The following is a 19652-nucleotide window of genomic DNA, read 5'->3' as shown; positions in this document are numbered from 1 at the left end:
GCATAAAAAATCCGTGTAATCTGTGCATAAATCCCTTATACCATACAAGCATAATGATCGACGATTCCCATGAGATGGTTTTCCTGATCTACTACGAGTACAGTATGAACCTTGTACTTGTGCATGATGCGTTGTATCTCGGAGATTTTGGTGTTTGGATTTACCATCTTCGGAGTAGTTGTCATGATGTCGCTCACAGTCTTGTTGAAGAATTCTGCCTGCCATTTCTCCATAGCACGACGGATGTCACCATCGGTAATCAATCCGATGACCTTCTTGTCCTCATCGAGCGATATTCCTAATCCTAACTTGCCCTTACTTACATGGATGATAGCTTCACCGAGATGCATTTCCTTAGGAATAATAGGCAAATCGTCGCTTCGCATGACATCCTCTGCAGTTGTCAGCAATCGTTTTCCTAACTCACCGCCTGGATGGAATTGCGCAAAATCACGAGGTTGGAAATGGCGCACCTGCATCAGCGCAATAGCCAAGGCATCACCCATGGCAAGTGCTGCTGTTGTGCTACTTGTTGGGGCGAGGTTTAATGGGCAGGCTTCCTTCTTTACCTTTACTGTGATATGAAAGTTGGAATATTTTGCCAGCAGTGACTTCGGATTACCTGTCATGGAAATGATTGGGATGTTCATGTGAAGTACCATTGGAATGAATCGGAGCAATTCGTCTGTCTGACCGCTATTACTCAAAGCCAAGACCACGTCCTTATCTGTCATTACACCCAAATCGCCGTGATACACATCGAGTGGGTTGATATAGAAAGCTGGTGTTCCGGTTGATGCAAGTGTAGCTGCTATTTTAGCTCCTACATGTCCACTTTTGCCTACACCGGTTACGATGATTTTTCCCTGGCAGTTGTACATCATGTCAACTGCTTTTTCGAAGTTCTCGTCCAGGAAAGGGATTTGATCAAGAATAGCCTGTGCCTCTTCTCGAAGTGCCTGTTCACCATAGGCACGGACGGTTTTGTCCTCTATATGGTTGTTCTTTTCTGTCATGATTGATGATTCTTAAACTGAAATGTTATGTACTAAGCCAATAGATCGGCGATTAATGCTTCAAGCTTGTCCAATTCCAGCATGTTAGCAGCATCGCTTTTTCCATGGTCTGGGTCTGGGTGTACTTCAAAGAAATAGCCTGTAGCACCGAAAGCTTTAGCTGCTTTAGCCATGGCTGGTACGAATTTACGGTCTCCAACGGTTTTTCCGTCACCAGCACTTGGACGTTGTACGCTATGGGTACAATCCATGATGACATTAGGGACAATCTCCTTCATATCTGGAATGTTACGGAAATCAACAACCAGATTGTTGTATCCGAAACAGTTGCCGCGTTCTGTAAGCCATACTTCCTTGGCACCGCTATCCAGTGCTTTCTCCACAGGATAGCGCATATCTCTACCGCTCAAGAACTGAGCTTTCTTGATGTTTACAATTTTACCGGTCTTTGCTGCAGCCACTAATAGATCGGTCTGGCGGCAGAGGAAAGCTGGAATCTGAAGTACATCACATACTTCACCTGCAGCTTCTGCTTGATAGCTCTCGTGAATATCAGTGAGTACACGTAAGCCGTACTTCTCCTTGATATCGCTGAGCATCTGCAAGCCTTTTTCTATGCCTGGTCCACGGAAAGAGTGGATAGATGTGCGGTTAGCCTTGTCAAATGATGACTTAAATATGATGTCTGTTCCCAACTCCTGGTTGATGCGTACCAACTCCTGGGCTACTGTTTCCAGTAACTCCATGGATTCAATGACGCATGGACCTGCTATAAATGTTGTTGCCATATCTTATTATTTTAAAGTATCTAATTTTAATCTCCTAACTCTTGTTTCTTGACTCCTAATTCCTCTGTCGTTACGTTCTTGATTGTTATTTCACGTTGTGGGAAAGGAATCTCAATATTATGCTCGTTGAGCGTATCGTAAATGCATTCCATGATGATACCATCGTCTGCATACTGTGTGAGTACGTTGACCCATACCAATATTTTAAGCGTGATACAGTTGTCATCAAAACTCTTCAAAACGATGCGTACACCTTTTTCATGATAGATACAATCGAGTTTGTTGAGTGCCTCAATGAGTATTTTCTTAACTTCTTTTACGTTGGTACCGTATGCCACACCTACTTCTAATATGTCCAACTCATAACCATGATTTCGGGTCATATTTTTGTAGTTCTTGGCAAAGAGTTGAGAGTTCTGGAATGCTATGACGGAGCCGTCTGTAGCCTCCAGCATCGTGGAAGTATAGCTGATACTGCTTACGCGTCCACGGGTTCCTTCACAAATGATGTAGTCGCCAACTTTCACGCGACCCATCATGAGGGAAACGCCATAGTAGATGTTCTCCAAGATGTCTTTCGATGCAAAACCCAGACCCGTTGATAAACCTGCGAAGATGGCCAATAACCAGGATTTGCCTACATGGAATATCGTGAGAGCTATCATCAGCCAGATGCCCCAGATCACTACCTGCAGCACATTCTTGAACATCATAATCTTGGAAGCTGCAGACGTCGGATCTGACTTCTCGAAATGATGGCGCATGATATCGGTGGTTGTGATATTCAGATAGTTGAACAGGAAGTAGAGGCATGCTACAAGACTTAAACTGTATAGAGATGCCGAGAAATTCTCACTGTCGATATAATGCTTGTTGAAAATCATCCAGGTTGTGTCGCTCATGTTGAATACCGCTGCCGCCCAGTAGATGGCAATAATAAATGAGAATACACCGGCTACAGGTAAAGCTACCTTATTGATAAAGCGGAAGAACCACTTGTCTGTAATAGGTTTGTGCTTTAAATTCTTGCGCTCTGCATATACCCCCAGCCAGTCTTTGATACAGGTGATACTCAGAATACAGGTAAGCTGCATCATCCACCAGATGATGATCTGTACGGCAAGCAGGGTAAAACCAATCCACGAACAGAATGTACTGACGGTGAATACTGCCAGTGATATCCATGTGTAAATCATGTCCAGACGTGGTACTTTCTTGTTGTGTCTTTGGATGACATTCCACTGCCATAAAGTACAAAGCAACAGAATAGGTGGAAATATGAAGTTGACCAAATCGTTTGGAATCAGGATAATACGGAACGTAATAACGAAGAAGCCTATCAGCATCAATGGAGAATAGATGCGGAAAGCACTCTTGATCTGGTCATTGCCTACACGGAGAAGGAGAGAGATGAGAATAACACCCACCAACCAGGAAAATTCCACCAGCAAATCGCTTGCCATGATGATGAAATTCTGCTTGGTAATCATTCTAATAATCCCTAAAATAGCAGCAAAGGTAACAACGGTCATTGCCATGATGATACATGGACGCTTGGCCATAAAACTCTCCTTGATGCTTTCAAACCATCCTTTCTTGATGAGGAAAGTCATCAGACAACGGATGGTCAGCAAATTGAGGAAGACGGAAATGAGACCATAGAAAATGATGATGCCGAAAAGAATGAAGATGATGCGTACATCCCATTGTGACATCATACCTGGTGCAGGCTTGTATTTCTCGGTGACTGAACTTTTTGCTTCTCTATAGTTGTTGCCTAAGTTGCCTAATATCTTGAAATAGTTTGCTCCTCCATTATTGAAGATGCTGGTTTGTATTTCGGAATATCTGATATTTGCATAGTCGTTGAGAGCTTTCAGTTTTTTGTCGGTTACATCGTATGCCTTGATGTATTCGTTGAGCTGCTGTTGCTTTTCTATCAGCTGTCTTCTAATGTTTACGGCAAGGGTCAGATCCACATTCCTATTCACCTGTGCTTCCTTGCTCATGAATACGGTGTTCATGCCATAGAGATAGTTGATGAGCGAGTCAAACCGTGCCACCTCAATATTATTTTGGTTGATCATATTGCGGAATGGGGCTGCTTTAGACTTAAATTTTCTGAACTGTTCTGTAGCTTCGTTGCAGGCATAGGTCAAGTCAAATATATAACCATTTCTTTGTGAATAGAGCATAATGGAGTTCTGGTCTGCTTGCATCATGATATGAATAAGCTCTTTGATGACAGCTTGCTGCTGAGCCTTCGCCATTCTGTTCTGTTTTTCCAGGTCTATGTGGTATTGTGTCAATTCAGTACGAAGCATGAAGAGTGTCGTGTCGAGGTTAGCTTCCTTCAGCACGGCATGAGTTGGCAATAAACACACAACCAACAATAAAAGGATAAACAGAATTTTCTTTTTCATAACAAATTTCATATTTGAGTGCAAAGTTACTCAAAATCAGAGATAATGCAAAATAATCGATAAACTTTTTCGTCTTTTGTTTGGTAATATTTGTTTCTTTTCTTAATTTTGCATTGAGAAAGTGCCTGATGAATTTAGAATATGGGTGCTTGTCGTATTATTGTAGTAAGTGAAATATTCAAATTAATCATATAAGTATGTTGTATTTGATAGCTGATAGTGGCAGTACAAAAACTGATTGGAACTTGGTGGAAACTGATGGTCGTGTTCTGATAACCTGCCAGTCGCAGGGATTGAATCCTTATCATCTTCATGAGGATGAGATTCTCCGAATTTTGGATGAGGATGTGAAAGCTCCTCTTTCAAATAAAATAGGTGAAGCATTGGCAGGTCCGCTGATGGTCTTTTTCTATGGTAGCGGAATTACTGATGCCATGAAACCGAAGATGGAGGCTTTGCTTCATACTTCTTTTCCTGGAGCAACTTGTATAGCGGAGAGTGATATGCTGGGTGCAGCCCGTGCTTTATTGGGAAGAGAACAAGGTGTGGCTGTCATCTTGGGAACGGGTTCCAACAGTTGTTTCTATGATGGAGTAAATATTGTTCGGGGAGTTCCTCCGTTGGGGTACATCCTAGGTGACGAGGGTAGTGGTACTGCAATTGGAAAGGATTTTCTCAGATTGATATTGCGTGAACCTGTCATGTCTGCGGTGAAGGAAAGATTCTTTGCATGGGCTGGTATGGACTATGCTGGTATTATTGATAGGGTTTATCGACAACCTTTAGCTAATCGTTTCCTGGCTTCCATCTCTACGTTTGTCGGTGAATTACTTCAAGGTAAGGCTGATGCTAAGGTTGGATTAACGGATGAGGAGTATAAACTCTTGAAAGAGATGTTGGTTCAGGTGTTTCGTGATTTTGTTTCTCATATTTTATGTTCTTATTCCTTGGCAGAAAATGCTGTAGGATTTGTAGGCAGTATTGCTTTCTATTTTCAGAAGTTTATCTTGGCTGCAATGGAAGAAACAGGAATGAAAATGGGAGTAATCATGAGGTCTCCTATGGAAGGTTTGATTCGCTATCATTCGTCTAATTCCCCAAAAAGTTGATTACTCAATAGTCGCTTGATTTTCTTGATGGCTTAGGGCTTTTATTTTTGCGTGGGCAAGCAAGAATTTCTGCGTTTGAGTCCCTATTTTTGAGGTGAAGTGTTTTTGCTTGGATTCCTGCATCTTATAGCATAGATTCCTGCATTTTTACTCGGCCTCCTATATCTATATGATGATACTTAACACTTTATAAATAACTTAATAACATATAAAAATTAATGGCAAGTATAAAAGAAAAAATAGCATACGCATTGGGTGATGCTGCTGCTGGTGGTATAGTTTGGAAGGTAATGTCTATTGCTTTCCCTTTGTTTTTTACAAATGTTTTTGGACTTTCATTTGCTGATGCAGCAGTATTGATGCTTGTTGCCCGAATGTTTGATGTTGTGACAGATCCATTGATGGGTAGTCTTGCAGATCGTACTCAGTCTCGATTTGGTACTTATCGTCCATGGCTTATCTTCGGAGCCATTCCTTTTGGACTGATTTTTGCACTGCTACTCTATACTCCAGATTTTGGACCTGTGGGTAAACGAATATATGCATATACTTTATATCTCTTGATGATGGCAGTATATACCATGGTAAATGTTCCTTATGGCTCCTTGTTGGGTGTAATGACCGATAATGACAATGAGACCAACCAGTTTTCATCTTTCCGGATGGTAGGAGCCTATGCAATGGGATTCATCACATTGCTTTCTTTCCCCTATCTGCAGAAGATGGTGGGTGGTACTGATGCGCATCAATATGCTGTGATTGGTGCAGTTCTTGGTGTAGTTGCAGCCGTGATGACTTTGGCTTGTGGTCTTATGACAAAAGAACGTCTGAAACCTAAGCGTGCAGAAAAGTTCTCTTTCCATCAATTTGTAGATTTGGTGCACAATAAAGCCTGGTTGTATATGACGGCCATTGCTGTATGTACCAATTTCTTTAATGGTTTCCGCTATGCTGTAGCCGGCTATATGTTTGATTATTGCTTGCATGGTAATGTGACTGTAGAAGGGCTGATTATCAATTATACCGTTTTTATGGCATTTGGTGAGGTTACCTGTATGATTTTTGGTGGAGTGTCTCCTTGGTTTACTCGCTTGGTTGGTTCTAAGCGTATGGCATTTTTCTGGGCTGCAGCAATTTGCTTGGTACTTTCCATTGGTTTCTTCTTTATCCCAATGGATCCATCTTATATTTGGGTTATGATAGCTTTGGTTGTGCTTACTTCTATTGGAATTGGAATTTATTCACCATTGATGTGGTCTATGTATGCTGATGTGGCTGATTATCATACAGAACACTTCGGGACATCTGCAACCGGACTTATCTTCTCATCTGGTACCATGTCTCAAAAGTTTGGTACAGCCATCTCTGGCTCATTGATAGCATTATTGTTGGGTATGGCTGGAGCTAATATGATAACTGACGCGATGGGTAATACGATGATAGACCCTAAGTCTGTGACAGATTCTGTGCTTACCATGGTATGGTCTCTGTTCTCTCTGTTCCCAGCTGTTATCGCCTTCTTGCTGATGGTATTAAGTTGGTTGTTCCCAATCAAGAAGTAAAAATGATATTAAAACTGAATACCTCTATGGAAAATTTGAAACTGACAATGAAGGATATTCTTGAGAATAATATCCTCAAGCAGGAAAGGGTGCTATCATGAATGCTCGAATTCTATGGGCATTCTCTGCGGCTTATCGTGTATAGAAGAAGCTTGAGTATCTTGAGGCTGCTGATGAAGGCTTACGTTCTGATGGCAGTATGGTTTATGAGCATTGGAAAGATAGTGATAAATATGATTTGCAGCGCCAGTGGTGGGTGCAGTGTGAGAATATTATCGGACATATAGATCTCTACCAATATTTCCATACAGAGGAGTCGCTGGAGACGGCCATCCTATGCTGGAATTATGTAGCAAAGCATTTGCTGGATGGGAAAATGGAGAATGGCATTGGGCTGTTTGGAACTTATTGACCGCGAATATTAATACAACTTTTGTAATAGAATCAAATGTCTGGAGATTTTTATCTTCAGGCATTTTTTTATAATATGCAAAAATAGTATTTGTTTTTTCTATTTTTATCATATTCATCTTTTTGGATAAGTTTATTGGATTGCTGTTAATTGCATGAATATACTTCTATGTAATAACAATGAAATCATAGTTTTTTATATATTTCCAATAAAAATGCTATTATTACAGTTAAATATACTTAATTGTGTATGCGATATCAAGATATATTTGGACTTTTTGAATATTTATACTAACTTTGCATATTGTATAAGAATATATATTGTTACACACTATTTTGTTTTAACTTTTTAAATAAAGAACATCTTTTAAGTATGGATAAGGAATTTGAGGACTATTGGAATTTACATCAGCGGCATTTGATATTAAGTGCACCTGAGAAGCTGCGCTCAGAATATATGGAAGCCGGCCGTTTGGACTCTCCTGCAGATTGGGTATGTTTTATCCTTCCTGTTGGAGTAGGTATATTGCTGCAGCCATTACTGAGATTTACAAGTGAAATTCTATCATGGGCAATAGTTTTAGTCGTCGTTGTTGTCTTGTTTGTTCTCATGCAAATGATAAAGCCATATATATCCAAGAAAAAGACCGAGGCTGAAGCTTTAGAAGAGATTAAGAATTATTATTATGAGCGTTATAAGAAAACAGGAAAATTAGATAAATTGGAACCTTGGAATGATTGATTTCTTGTGGTTCATATGTTTAAATATAGATTTCATAATTGTTTAACACTGTCGCTAAACAATCATGAAATCTCCCATAATGTCGTCTGAAATATAAATTCCTTCTCTTGTCAATGACAAACGATTGTTTTGTTTGTCCATTTTCATGAGTCCTCTTTTTATTTTGTCGTTTGCTTCGTCGAGCAATTTCTCGAGATAGCATTTTCCAAATTCCTTTTCTGTCTTTTTCAGATCAATGCCATCACTTGTTCTTAAGGCTGTCGTTATCAAATCATTATAACGTGTGGCAAGGTCAAGGTATTCTTTTTCGGAAGGTAAGATTCCTTGATGGATACTATTGATATATTGTTGGATATTGTTGACATTCCAACTTCTGGTTACTTCCATGTTTCCAGATTGATTCTGTGCTCTACGATAGGAATGTGCTGCTGCGCCCAGTCCTATGTATGGAGTTTCGTTCCAATAGCTGCTGTTGTGTCGTGAGCGGTAGCCTGGTTTTGCAAAATTACTGATTTCGTAATGCTCATATCCAGAAATAGTAAGCATATCAACCAAGGTGTCGTACATGTTTCTGCTTAATTCTTCATCAATTTCTTCTATCTTTCCTTGTTCCAGCATTTTGTATAATGGAGTTCCTTCTTCATACATGAGACTATAGGCAGATATGTGTTCTACTCCTAATAGTAAAGCCTGTTGAATATCATATTTCCAATCTTCTATGTTCTCTTTTGGAAAACCAAACATGAGATCGATACTGATGTTTTCTATTCCTGTATTTCTCAGAAGAGATACTGCTTCTTTAACTTCAGCAGTATTGTGACGCCTACGAAGAAATTGAAGTCTTTGGTCGGAGAACGTCTGTGCTCCCATGCTGACTCTGTTGACAGGTAGTTTCCCCAGAGTCTTGCAATAGTCGGGTGTAACATCATCTGGATTACATTCCATGGTGATTTCCATGTTCTTGGTAAACAAATCTCCATACGTCTCTTTTAGCATCGTGAAAATCCTTAGCAAATGTTCGTTAGACAGTTGACTTGGTGTGCCACCGCCCAGATAGATGGTTTCAATAGGGTAGTTGTCGCCCAATGCCTGGATTGCTGGCCGCAGTTTCATCTCTTTGCATAGAGCATCTACATAATCATCTTTCCATTTGAGAGATGTAGTACTGTAAAAGTCGCAGTAAATGCATCGACTTTCGCAAAAAGGGATATGTATGTAAATTCCTGCCATGATTTTTATATTTTAAATTTATGATATCATCGTCTTTATGTTCAGACGCGATGCCTCTTATTTGCATTCTGTGTTTCCTTATATAATAAGGTGTAAGCACGAAAAGAGTATTTAATAAGGTGCAAAATTACTAATATGTTTTAAAAATAGAGCATTTTTAGGTCGAAAATTTTGCAAGGGTCAGAAAAAAGTGGTAACTTAGAAAACGAATTCAGGAGAAGATGCCTTGGTGTCCTCTCCTCACTAACAATTATGTATAACCCTTAAAATCTATAAGCGTCATGAGAGTTTATAAGACTAATGAGATTAAAAACATTGCGCTGTTGGGCAGTGCGGGTAGCGGCAAGACTACACTTGCCGAGAGTATGTTGTTTGAAGCAGGCGTTATCAAGCGTAGAGGCTCTGTAGAAGCGAAGAATACGGTGAGCGACTACTTCCCAGTTGAATTGGAATATGGCTATTCTGTGTTCCCTACAGTTTTTCATGTTGAGTGGAACAACAAGAAGCTTAATATCATTGATTGTCCTGGTAGTGATGACTTTGTGGGCGGTGCGATTACTTCTATGAATGTAACCGATCAGGCTGTTATCCTTATTAATGGTCAGTATGGTCCTGAAGTAGGTACTCAGAACAACTTCCGCTATACAGAGAAGTTGGGCAAGCCTGTTATCTTCCTGGTCAATCAGTTGGATTCCGATAAGTGTGATTTCGATAATGTCATCGCTACGATGAAGGAAATCTATGGTTCAAAGTGTGTTCAGATTCAATATCCTATTGAGACAGGTTCTGGCTTTAATGCTCTCATTGACGTACTTCTGATGAAAAAATATTCTTGGAAGCCAGAGGGTGGTGCTCCTATTATTGAGGATATTCCTGAAGAGGAGATGGATAAGGCTTTGGAATTGCATAAAACTTTAGTTGAAGCTGCTGCAGAAAATGACGAGGGCTTGATGGAGAAATTCTTTGAAAGCGAGAGCTTGACTGAAGATGAGATGCGTGAAGGTATCCGCAAGGGTTTGGTTACTCGTAGCATCTTCCCTGTTTTCTGTGTTTGTGCAGGTAAGTCTATGGGCGTTCACCGCTTGATGGAATTCTTGGGTAATGTTGTTCCTTTTGTTGATGACATGCCTAAATTGCATAACACTCGCGGTGAGGAGATTGTTCCTGACTCTAATGGTCCTGAAAGTATTTATTTCTTCAAGACGGGCATGGAACCTCATATCGGTGAAGTAAGTTACTTTAAGGTAATGAGTGGTTGCGTGAAGACGGGTGATGACTTGACAAATGCTGATCGCGGCAGCAAGGAACGCATTGGACAGATCTATGCCTGTGCTGGTGCAAATCGTGTAGCTGTAGAACAGCTGAATGCCGGCGATATAGGTTGTACAGTGAAATTGAAAGATGTGAAGACCGGTAATACACTGAATGGCAAGGATGCTGAATGGCGTTTTGACTTTATCAAATATCCTAATCCTAAATATTCCCGTGCTATCAAGGCTGTTAATGCTCAGGATACAGAAAAACTGATGGCTGCTCTCTTGAAGATGCGTCAGGAGGATCCAACTTGGATTGTTGAGCAGAGCAAGGAATTGCGTCAGGTTATTGTTCGCGGACAGGGTGAATTCCATCTTCGTACTTTGAAATGGCGTTTGGAAAATAATGAGAAACTCAATGTTGTCTTTGAGGAACCTCGTATTCCATATCGGGAGACTATTACCAAAAAAGCCCGTGCTGAATATCGTCATAAAAAGCAGAGTGGTGGTGCTGGTCAGTTCGGTGAGGTTCACCTCATTGTGGAGCCTTATGCAGAAGGTATGCCTGATCCTACCTCATTCACTTTCAATGGTCAGGAGTTCAAGATGAATATCAAGAGCCGTGAGGAAGTTGACTTAGAGTGGGGTGGAAAGTTGGTTTTCCTCAACTCTGTGGTCGGTGGTGCTATTGATGCACGTTTCATGCCAGCCATCTTGAAGGGTATCATGGATTGTATGGAGCATGGTCCGTTGACAGGTAGTTATGCGCGTGATGTACGAGTTATCGTTTACGATGGTAAGATGCACCCGGTAGATAGCAATGAACTTTCATTTATGTTGGCTGCACGACGTGCATTCAGTGATGCATTCAAGCAGGCAGGTCCTAAGATTCTGGAACCAATCTACGACTTGGAAGTTTATGTGCCTGCAGACTTCATGGGTGATGTGATGAGCGACTTGCAAGGCCGTCGCGCTCTTATTATGGGTATGGACAGTGAGGCTGGTTATCAGAAGTTGAGTGCTAAGATTCCTTTGAAGGAACTCTCCAACTATTCGATTTCTCTCAGTTCCTTGACCGGTGGTCGAGCTTCCTTTACTACCAAGTTTGCAAGTTACGAACTTGTTCCTAATGATATCCAGAGCAAGCTGATTGCTGATCATGAGGAGGAATTGGCTAAAGAAGCAGAGTAACAATGATATAAATATGGAGAAAGAGGTGGGCGTATTTCGTTCGCCTCTTTTTTTGTTGCTTTTATATGTATATAGTTGCTTATATTTAATTATAAACATCTAAAAATGTTAATATCGCTGAAAACTTCTGATTTTATTAACGTAAAAGTGTTAACTAATTAAGAAATTTCATATCTTTGCCGCCATGAAGAAAAGAACAATTTGGACTATCGCAATCATTATGGGCTTTTCGTTCCTTGCTTTGCTGTTTCTGCAGTTGAGCTATATTCAGGAAATGGTGAATATGAAAAAGGAACAGTTTGACGAGTCTGTCAACAGAGCCTTATATCAAGCTTCAAGAAATCTGGAGCTTAATGAGACTTTGCGCTATTTGGAAAAAGACGTCAATGAGACGGAGCGTAGAGCCAACAAGAAAGATTCTGTAGGAACTCGTAGTGGAGCGCCTGATGGAACCATTCAGCATTCTCATCAGTATTCGGTAGTAGGAAAGGATGGTACAATCTATTCTTCGTTCGAGTTGAAAACCATAGCCACCAATCCTGGTAATATGCCAAAGGCGATGATATTGAGGAGTGACAAAAACTCCATTGATGAGACGCAGAAATCTTTGCAGGAAATCGTCAAGAATAGATATGTCTATCAGAAAGCCTTGTTGGATGAGGTGGTTTATTCAATCCTTTACTCGGCATCAGATAAACCTTTGAAGGAGCGAATCAACTTCAAGCAGTTGGATCAGGACTTGAAGGCTGAGATGATGAATAATGGCATTGATATTCCTTATCATTTTACGGTAACGACTCAGGATGGTCGTGAAGTTTACAGGTGTCCTGATTATACGGAGGAAGGTGAGGAGTATAGTTATTCTCAATTGCTTTTCCGTAATGATCCGCAATCGAAGATGGGTGTGGTTAAGATTCATTTCCCGGATATGAACAGCTATATCTTCTCCAGTGTGAGATTCATGATTCCAAGTGTCATTTTCACTTTGGTCTTGCTTATTACATTTATCTTCACGATAGTAGTCATTTTCCGTCAGAAGCGATATACGGAGATAAAGAATGATTTCATCAATAATATGACCCACGAGCTGAAAACTCCTATTGCCAGTATCAGTCTGGCGGCTCAGATGCTCAATGATAATTCAGTGAATAAGAGTGAACAGATGATGAAGCATTTGGGAAATGTTATCAATGATGAGTCCAAGCGTTTGAGATTCCTGGTGGAGAAAGTGCTTCAGATGAGTATGTTTGATCGCAAGAAGGCTGTGTTCAAGAAGAAGGAGTTAGATCTTAATGAGATGGTGGAGAATATTGCCAACTCCTTTACACTCAGAGTAGAGCATACAGGTGGAAAGGTCTATACGGATATTGAAGCTATTGATTCGGCTATCTATGTGGATGAGGTTCATTTCCAGAATGTAATATTCAATTTGATGGACAATGCTGTTAAATACAGGAAAACAGATGAGGCTTTGAATATCACAATGAAAACCTGGAATGATGACAAATTCCTCTATCTCTCAATCAAAGATACGGGTATGGGAATGAAGAAAGAGAACTTGAAGAAGATATTTGATAAGTTCTATCGCGTTCATACAGGAAATGTGCATGATGTGAAAGGCTTCGGTCTCGGACTTGCTTATGTCAAGAAAGTCGTTGATTTGCATGATGGTGAAATTAAGGTGGAAAGTGAATTTGGTAAGGGAACGAAGTTTACCATTAAGTTGCCTGTCATTCATGATTAGAAAATAGATAATAAATTAAGAATACTAACAATTAAAAGATAAAGAATATGGAAGAGAAAATAAAGGTTCTTCTCTGTGAAGACGACGAGAATTTGGGTATGTTGCTTCGCGAGTACTTGGAGGCTAAGGATTACGATACCGTACTTTGCCCTGATGGTGAAGCTGGTTATAAGGAGTTCTCAAAGACCAAATTTGATATAGCAGTCCTTGACGTGATGATGCCAAAGAAGGATGGTTTTACCTTGGCACAGGATATTCGTCAGGCTAATGCAGAGATTCCAATTATCTTCTTGACTGCAAAGACATTGAAAGAGGATATCTTGGAAGGTTTCAAGTTGGGTGCTGATGATTACATCACTAAGCCTTTCTCTATGGAAGAACTTGTGTTCCGTGTAGAGGCAATTCTTCGCCGTGTTCGTGGTAAGAAAAATAAGGAATCAACATTGTATCATATCGGTGAGTTTACATTCGATACTCAGAAGCAGCTCTTGTCAATCCGCGACAAGCAGACTAAGTTGACAACCAAGGAGAATGAACTTCTTGCATTGCTTTGCTCTCATACGAATGAGATACTTCAGCGTGATTTCGCATTGAAGACTATCTGGATTGATGATAACTATTTCAATGCACGCTCTATGGATGTTTATATCACTAAGTTGCGTAAGCATTTGAAGGATGATCCACAGATCGAGATTATCAATATCCACGGTAAGGGATATAAGTTGATTGCTCCAGAACAGGAATAATGCTTAATAGAACATTAGTTGGTTGAAAGATAAAAGGATAGATGCTCTAAAACCGCATCTATCCTTTTTTTAATGAATAAACATAACCGAGGCATCCTGCTATGACGAGGAAAAGACCAGTGAGCAGCAATGCGTTGCTTCTGATGCTGAAAACAAACGTAGAAGCGAAAACCAAGATGCCCAAAACCACGAAGGCTATTCCCATAGAAGGAAGTGCCTGAAGTGATGATTGGATTTTCTTTCTTGAAATTTTAGAACCGAATTTCTTCATGACTTGAAAAATTTTAAAATGCAGTAATTATATGGCTGATATTATATAAAATAGGATGGATTATATAGATGAAAGCCACATCTTCTCCCTAAAAATGGTAAAATACTATAAAAGGGAGGTGTTTATAGTGCAAAAGTACAAAAAATATTTGGTTAATTCAAGAAAAAGTCGTAATTTTGCACCGCAATTTGCGAAAATAGGTGTTTTGAATACCTTTTTAGCGAAAAGCAAGAAATTTAATAATAACATTTTAATTAATTAAAGTAGTATGAATCAATACGAAACCGTTTTCATTTTGACTCCCGTTTTGTCTGATGAACAGATGAAGGAAACGGTCGCTAAATTCAAGAAGCTGCTCACCGATAACGGTGCTGAGATTTTGAATGAAGAGGCTTGGGGTTTGAAGAAGTTGGCTTACAACATCGAGAAGAAGACATCAGGCTTCTACAACTTGATTGAGTTCAAGGCTGACCCAACTGTTATCAATACACTCGAAGTAGGCTATCGCCGCGACGAGAAGGTAATTCGTTACATGACTGTTAAACTTGACAAGTATGCTGCCGCTTACGCAGAGAAGCGTCGTGCAAAGCTTGGTAAAAAAGAGGAGGCTTAATCATGGCAGATCAGAAATCAGAAATCCGTTATTTGACCGCTCCTTCTATCGATACAAAGAAGAAGAAGTATTGCCGTTTCAAGAAGAGCGGTATTAAGTATATCGACTATAAGGATCCAGAGTTCTTGAAGAAGTTCTTGAACGAGCAGGGTAAAATCCTTCCACGTCGTATCACAGGTACATCTTTGAAGTATCAGCGCCGTGTAGCACAGGCTGTTAAGCGTGCTCGCCAGATCGCTTTGCTTCCTTACGTAACCGATTTGATGAAGTAATTTAAGGAGGATAAAGACTAATGGAAATTATTTTGAAGCAAGATATTATCGGTCTTGGATACAAGAACGATATCGTGAATGTTAAGAGTGGTTACGGTCGTAACTTCCTTATCCCTACAGGTAAGGCTGTTATCGCATCTCCATCTGCAAAGAAGCAGTTGGCTGAGGATTTGAAGCAGCAGGCTCACAAGCTTGAGGCTATCAAGGCTGAGGCTGTTAAGAAGGGCGAGGCTCTCAATGGCGTCGTTCTTACTATCGCTGCTAAGGTAAGCGCTACAGGTCAGCTTTATGGTTCTGTAAACGCTGCTACTGTTGCTGAGGAACTCGCTAAGAAGGGCATCGAGGTTGATCGCAAGATCATCACTATGAAGGATGCTAAGAAGGTTGGTGAGTACGAGGCTACAGTTCACTATCACAAGGAGGTTGAGGTTAAGGTTCCTGTTGTTGTTGTTGCTGAGAATGCTCCTGTTGCTGCTCCTGCAGCTGAGGAAGCTCCTGCTGCAGCTCCAGCTGAGGAAGAGGCTCCAGCAGCTGAGTAATTATACTCAACTTTCGAGTAGTTTAGCTACTCTGTTTTTAGTACGATAATTTTCGCACTGTAAAGCAAAACAATATAAATCCCTTTTGTCGAAAGACTTAAGGGATTTTTTATTTCCCTATGATTATTTCGGGTTGTTGTTAGTCGAATTATCGAACAATCTCATGGGAAATTAGAACAATATTATCTGAAATGTTAATACAACCATTAATTTTTAATTAATCTCTGCGAAGTCTCGATTTTTTGTTGTATCTTTGCAGCCGAATTGAGTCGATGATGACATCTTCTATTTTAGTATTGAAGATGGTTATGCGACATTTCTGATAGAAAATATTAATATTAAACTTAAAATATAAATAAAATGAAAGCATTTGTTTTCCCTGGTCAGGGTTCACAGTTCGTAGGTATGGGTAAAGATCTCTACGATAACAACGCATTGGCAAAAGAACTTTTCGATAAGGCTGATGAGATTCTCGGCTTCAAGATTACTGATATTATGTTCGCTGGTACAGATGAGCAGTTGAAAGAAACAAAGGTTACTCAGCCTGCTGTATTCCTCCACTCTGTTATTTCTGCACTTTGCTTGGGTGATGAGTTCAATCCAGCAATGGTAGCAGGTCACTCTCTCGGTGAGTTCTCTGCTTTGGTAGCTGCTGGTGCTATGGCTTTCGAGGATGGTTTGAAACTTGTTGCTGCTCGTGCCAATGCTATGCAGAAGGCTTGTGAGGCAAATCCTGGTACAATGGCTGCTATCATCGGTTTGCCAGATGAGAAGGTAGAAGAAATTTGTACTTCTGTAAGCACAGAGGGTAATGTTGTTGTTGCTGCCAACTACAACTGTCCTGGTCAGCTTGTTATCTCAGGTAATGTAGATGCTATCAATGCAGCTTGTGAGCAGTTGAAGGCCGCTGGTGCTAAGCGTGCTTTGCCTTTGAAGGTAGGTGGTGCTTTCCACTCTCCATTGATGCAGCCTGCTAAGGATGAGCTTCAGGCAGCTATTGAGAAGACAACATTCTCTGCTCCTAAGTGTCCTGTATATCAGAATGTAGATGGTAAGCCTCATACTGATCCTGCAGAGATTCAGCAGAATCTTATTGCACAGCTTACAAGTTCTGTACGCTGGACATCTTCTGTTCAGGCTATGATTGCAGATGGTGCTGATGACTTTACTGAGTGCGGTCCAGGTAAGGCTTTACAGGGAATGATTGGTCGCATCGATAAGACTGTTGCAGCTCACGGTATTGCTTAATCGTTTAAAAAAAATAATCCCACGTTTTATCTTCTTGGCAAAGGCGTTGCCGAGAAGATAAATCGTTTCATTTTTAGTAGAACCGCTAAATGAAGGAAAAAATTGTAATTTATCAAGTTCTCCCGAGGCTCTTCGGTAATAAGAATACCACACGAAAGGAGAACGGAACAATTGAGGAGAATGGTTGCGGCAAACTGAATAATTTTACCGATGATGTGCTGGCTCGCATACATGATATGGGTTTCACTCACATTTGGTTTACTGGAGTTATTCGTCACGCTACCCAAACAAACTACTCATCTTATGGTATTCCTACCCAACACGCAGAGGTGGTGAAAGGAAAGGCAGGCTCTCCATACGCTATAACTGACTATTATGATATTGATCCAGATTTAGCGGAGAATGTAAGCTTGCGAATGACTGAATGGGAACGTCTTATAGACAGAACCCACAAGGCTGGTATGAAGGTCATTATGGACTTCGTGCCTAATCATGTGGCCCGTGAGTATCATTCTATTTGCAAACCAGCAGGTGTACGAGATTTAGGAGAAGATGATGATACGAACATGCACTTCTCTACAAAGAATAATTTCTATTATGCCTGGGGGGACTTAGACCTGAATGAAGTCCGTCATTCCAAACCGGCAATGGTTCCTTTTTCCGAAAAGGATTCTAAGATTTTTGAACCATATACAGAAAGTCCGGCTAAGGCTACGGGAAATGATCGTTTTGACAATCGCCCAGGTTGTAATGACTGGTATGAGACCGTGAAACTCAACTATGGTGTCGATTATTGTGATGCAGGAGGTAGAAGTTATCACTATGAGCCAGTACCAAGTACATGGGGCAAGATGACAGATATCCTGCTTTATTGGGCAAGCAAGGGCATCGATGGTTTCCGTTGTGATATGGCAGAAATGGTACCTACTGCATTCTGGTCGTATGCTACTCAGATATTGAAAGCTCGTTATCCTCATATTATTGTGATTGGAGAGGTTTATGATCCAAGTCAGTATCGCAATTATGTGAAGTCTGGTTTTGATTATCTATATGATAAGGTGGGTATGTATGATTGTCTGCGTGGAGTAATTCGTGGTGAGCGTCCTGCTGCCAGTATCACTCATGAATGGCAGGAGGTGGATGATATCCGCGAGCACATGCTCTATTTCCTGGAAAATCATGATGAGCAGCGCATCGCCAGCGATTTCTTCTGTGGTAATGCCATGAAGGCGATTCCTGCAGCAGCCATGAGTCTCTTCTTCCAGAAGAATCCTTTCATGCTTTATAGCGGACAGGAGTTTGGCGAGAAGGGTATGGATAAGGAAGGATTCAGTGGCAGAGATGGTCGCACCACGATATTTGATTATTGGAGTCCTGAGACTTTGACGCATGCTTATCAGGAAAATGCAGAGGACGTATATACCCAAGAACAGAAGTATTTGGCAGCCACTTATCGCCAGCTTCTACGTCTCGCCAATGAGGAGAAAGCGATTCGAGAGGGTGAAACCTTCGATTTGATGTATGTGAATCCGTGGTCTGAAGGCTTCGATCCGCGCACCAACTTTGCTTTCCTTCGCAAGAAGGATGATGAGGTGATGCTCATCGTGCTCAATTTCTCTCAAGAGACTCGTCAGTTGCAGGTTTGCATTCCTGGTCACGCCTTCGATTTCTTCCAAATCAAGGAAGAAGAGGTTCTTGTCACAGAACTGTTCTCTGGTGGTAAGAAGAAGGTAGAACTGAAGAAGGATGGCGTGTTCCCAATATCAATGGATGCCAATGGAGTAAGAATTTATAAATTCAATGTCAAGATGGAGGAAATTGATTTCGTATTGAATGAGCACCACAAGGAGGAGTTCCCTCCTGCTCATACGGCTGAGCATCTGCTCAACCAGTTGATGGTTCGCATGTTTGGTTGCGAGCGTAGTCGCAATGCCCATATTGAGCGTAAGAAGAGTAAGATGACTTTTGTTGTCGATCATAAGCCAACTCGTCAGGAGGAAAAGGCGATAGAAGCGGAAATGAATCGCTTGATAGAGGAAGATATGCCTGTGACCTATGAGTTTGTGGATCGCGACCATATTCCTGCGAATGTTAAGATTGATCGTTTGCCGGATGATGCAAGTGAAACTTTGCGTCTGGTACGCATTGGTGATTACGATGTTTGTCCATGTATTGGCAAGCATGTACGTTCTACGGCGCAGATTGGTAAGTTTGTATTGCTCGGCACCAATTGGGATGAGCATGCCCATTCATTGCGTATTCGTTTCAAGATCGTGCAGTAGTGATAAAATATAGTAACGATATAATAAAGCAGCAATGGCTATACTTTTCAGTAGTAGCTATTGCTGTTTTTTTTTCTTATATAGCAAGATGACTTTTTTCTCTTGATATAAATTGTTTATGCACCAGAGAGAATTCTTCGTTCAGCGTCTTTGAATGTCCGTTCAACGACTTTGAACGGCGGTTCAACGTCTTTGAATGTCGGTTCAACGTC

General features: G+C 40.8%; 17 protein-coding genes. 12 read left to right on the top strand and 5 right to left on the bottom strand.

What is annotated here, in order from left to right; translation table 11 throughout:
• Positions 1 to 35: 35 nt before the first annotated feature.
• Genes EXN75_RS01005 through EXN75_RS00995 form a run of 3 tightly spaced genes read right to left on the bottom strand, consistent with a single transcriptional unit; the run spans position 36 to position 4227 of the window.
• Complete coding sequence (locus EXN75_RS01005; protein ID WP_134842451.1) at positions 36 to 1016, bottom strand: KpsF/GutQ family sugar-phosphate isomerase; 981 nt, start codon at positions 1014 to 1016, stop codon at positions 36 to 38.
• A gap of 32 nt (positions 1017 to 1048) precedes the next feature.
• A complete protein-coding gene (gene kdsA, locus EXN75_RS01000; RefSeq protein ID WP_022110973.1) occupies positions 1049 to 1804 on the bottom strand; it encodes a 3-deoxy-8-phosphooctulonate synthase in 756 nt (251 codons plus the stop codon).
• A 26-nt stretch (positions 1805 to 1830) separates the two neighbouring features.
• On the bottom strand, positions 1831 to 4227 hold the full coding sequence (locus tag EXN75_RS00995) for a mechanosensitive ion channel domain-containing protein (RefSeq protein WP_134842450.1): 2397 nt from the start codon (positions 4225 to 4227) through the stop codon (positions 1831 to 1833).
• A gap of 197 nt (positions 4228 to 4424) precedes the next feature.
• Between EXN75_RS00995 and EXN75_RS00990 the strand changes: the two genes are divergently transcribed.
• From EXN75_RS00990 to EXN75_RS00975, 4 genes are all read left to right on the top strand, one after another.
• Complete coding sequence (locus EXN75_RS00990; protein ID WP_134842449.1) at positions 4425 to 5336, top strand: ATPase; 912 nt, start codon at positions 4425 to 4427, stop codon at positions 5334 to 5336.
• Between the two features lie 218 nt (positions 5337 to 5554).
• On the top strand, positions 5555 to 6898 hold the full coding sequence (locus tag EXN75_RS00985) for an MFS transporter (protein WP_134842448.1): 1344 nt from the start codon (positions 5555 to 5557) through the stop codon (positions 6896 to 6898).
• A 199-nt stretch (positions 6899 to 7097) separates the two neighbouring features.
• Positions 7098 to 7310: a hypothetical protein gene (locus EXN75_RS00980; protein ID WP_342776587.1), complete on the top strand. Its 213-nt coding sequence runs from the start codon at positions 7098 to 7100 to the stop codon at positions 7308 to 7310.
• 372 nt (positions 7311 to 7682) lie between these two features.
• Positions 7683 to 8051, top strand: a complete 369-nt coding sequence (locus tag EXN75_RS00975; protein WP_134842447.1) for a hypothetical protein — start codon at positions 7683 to 7685, stop codon at positions 8049 to 8051.
• Positions 8052 to 8105: 54 nt separating this feature from the next.
• Here EXN75_RS00975 and hemW read toward each other — a convergent pair whose 3' ends face one another.
• Positions 8106 to 9281 (bottom strand): radical SAM family heme chaperone HemW, encoded by a 1176-nt coding sequence (hemW, locus tag EXN75_RS00970; RefSeq protein WP_134842446.1) that lies wholly within the window; start codon positions 9279 to 9281, stop codon positions 8106 to 8108.
• 281 nt (positions 9282 to 9562) lie between these two features.
• Between hemW and EXN75_RS00965 the strand changes: the two genes are divergently transcribed.
• The 3 genes from EXN75_RS00965 to rprY all read left to right on the top strand — a co-directional run bounded on the left by EXN75_RS00965 (position 9563) and on the right by rprY (position 14215).
• Complete coding sequence (locus tag EXN75_RS00965; protein WP_134842445.1) at positions 9563 to 11725, top strand: elongation factor G; 2163 nt, start codon at positions 9563 to 9565, stop codon at positions 11723 to 11725.
• A gap of 184 nt (positions 11726 to 11909) precedes the next feature.
• Entirely contained in the window at positions 11910 to 13469 is a 1560-nt protein-coding gene (locus tag EXN75_RS00960; RefSeq protein ID WP_118116126.1) for a sensor histidine kinase, read from the top strand.
• Between the two features lie 47 nt (positions 13470 to 13516).
• Entirely contained in the window at positions 13517 to 14215 is a 699-nt protein-coding gene (gene rprY / locus EXN75_RS00955) for a response regulator transcription factor RprY (RefSeq protein WP_022109847.1), read from the top strand.
• A gap of 58 nt (positions 14216 to 14273) precedes the next feature.
• On the opposite strand, the gene EXN75_RS00950 is transcribed toward rprY, so the two are convergent.
• Positions 14274 to 14486: a hypothetical protein gene (locus EXN75_RS00950; protein WP_022109848.1), complete on the bottom strand. Its 213-nt coding sequence runs from the start codon at positions 14484 to 14486 to the stop codon at positions 14274 to 14276.
• Between the two features lie 268 nt (positions 14487 to 14754).
• On the opposite strand from EXN75_RS00950, the gene rpsF reads away from it, so the two are divergent.
• The 5 genes from rpsF (at position 14755) to EXN75_RS00925 (ending at position 19440) form a co-directional block, all read left to right on the top strand.
• Positions 14755 to 15099 carry a 30S ribosomal protein S6 gene (rpsF, locus tag EXN75_RS00945; protein WP_118116124.1) on the top strand — a complete coding sequence of 115 codons (345 nt, stop codon included), beginning with the start codon at positions 14755 to 14757 and terminating at the stop codon, positions 15097 to 15099.
• Between the two features lie 2 nt (positions 15100 to 15101).
• Positions 15102 to 15371: a 30S ribosomal protein S18 gene (gene rpsR / locus EXN75_RS00940; RefSeq protein WP_006847399.1), complete on the top strand. Its 270-nt coding sequence runs from the start codon at positions 15102 to 15104 to the stop codon at positions 15369 to 15371.
• A gap of 20 nt (positions 15372 to 15391) precedes the next feature.
• Positions 15392 to 15910, top strand: a complete 519-nt coding sequence (gene rplI / locus EXN75_RS00935) for a 50S ribosomal protein L9 (protein WP_118116122.1) — start codon at positions 15392 to 15394, stop codon at positions 15908 to 15910.
• 360 nt (positions 15911 to 16270) lie between these two features.
• Complete coding sequence (gene fabD / locus EXN75_RS00930; protein ID WP_134842444.1) at positions 16271 to 17158, top strand: ACP S-malonyltransferase; 888 nt, start codon at positions 16271 to 16273, stop codon at positions 17156 to 17158.
• Between the two features lie 89 nt (positions 17159 to 17247).
• Positions 17248 to 19440, top strand: coding sequence for an alpha-amylase family glycosyl hydrolase (locus tag EXN75_RS00925; protein WP_134842443.1), 2193 nt, complete (start codon positions 17248 to 17250; stop codon positions 19438 to 19440).
• Positions 19441 to 19652 lie beyond the last annotated feature (212 nt).

Source organism: Segatella hominis, assembly GCF_004535825.1.
Taxonomy (GTDB): domain Bacteria; phylum Bacteroidota; class Bacteroidia; order Bacteroidales; family Bacteroidaceae; genus Prevotella; species Prevotella hominis.
The sequence above is the reverse complement of the archived record's forward strand: the minus strand, read 5'-3'. Positions and strand labels throughout refer to the sequence as shown.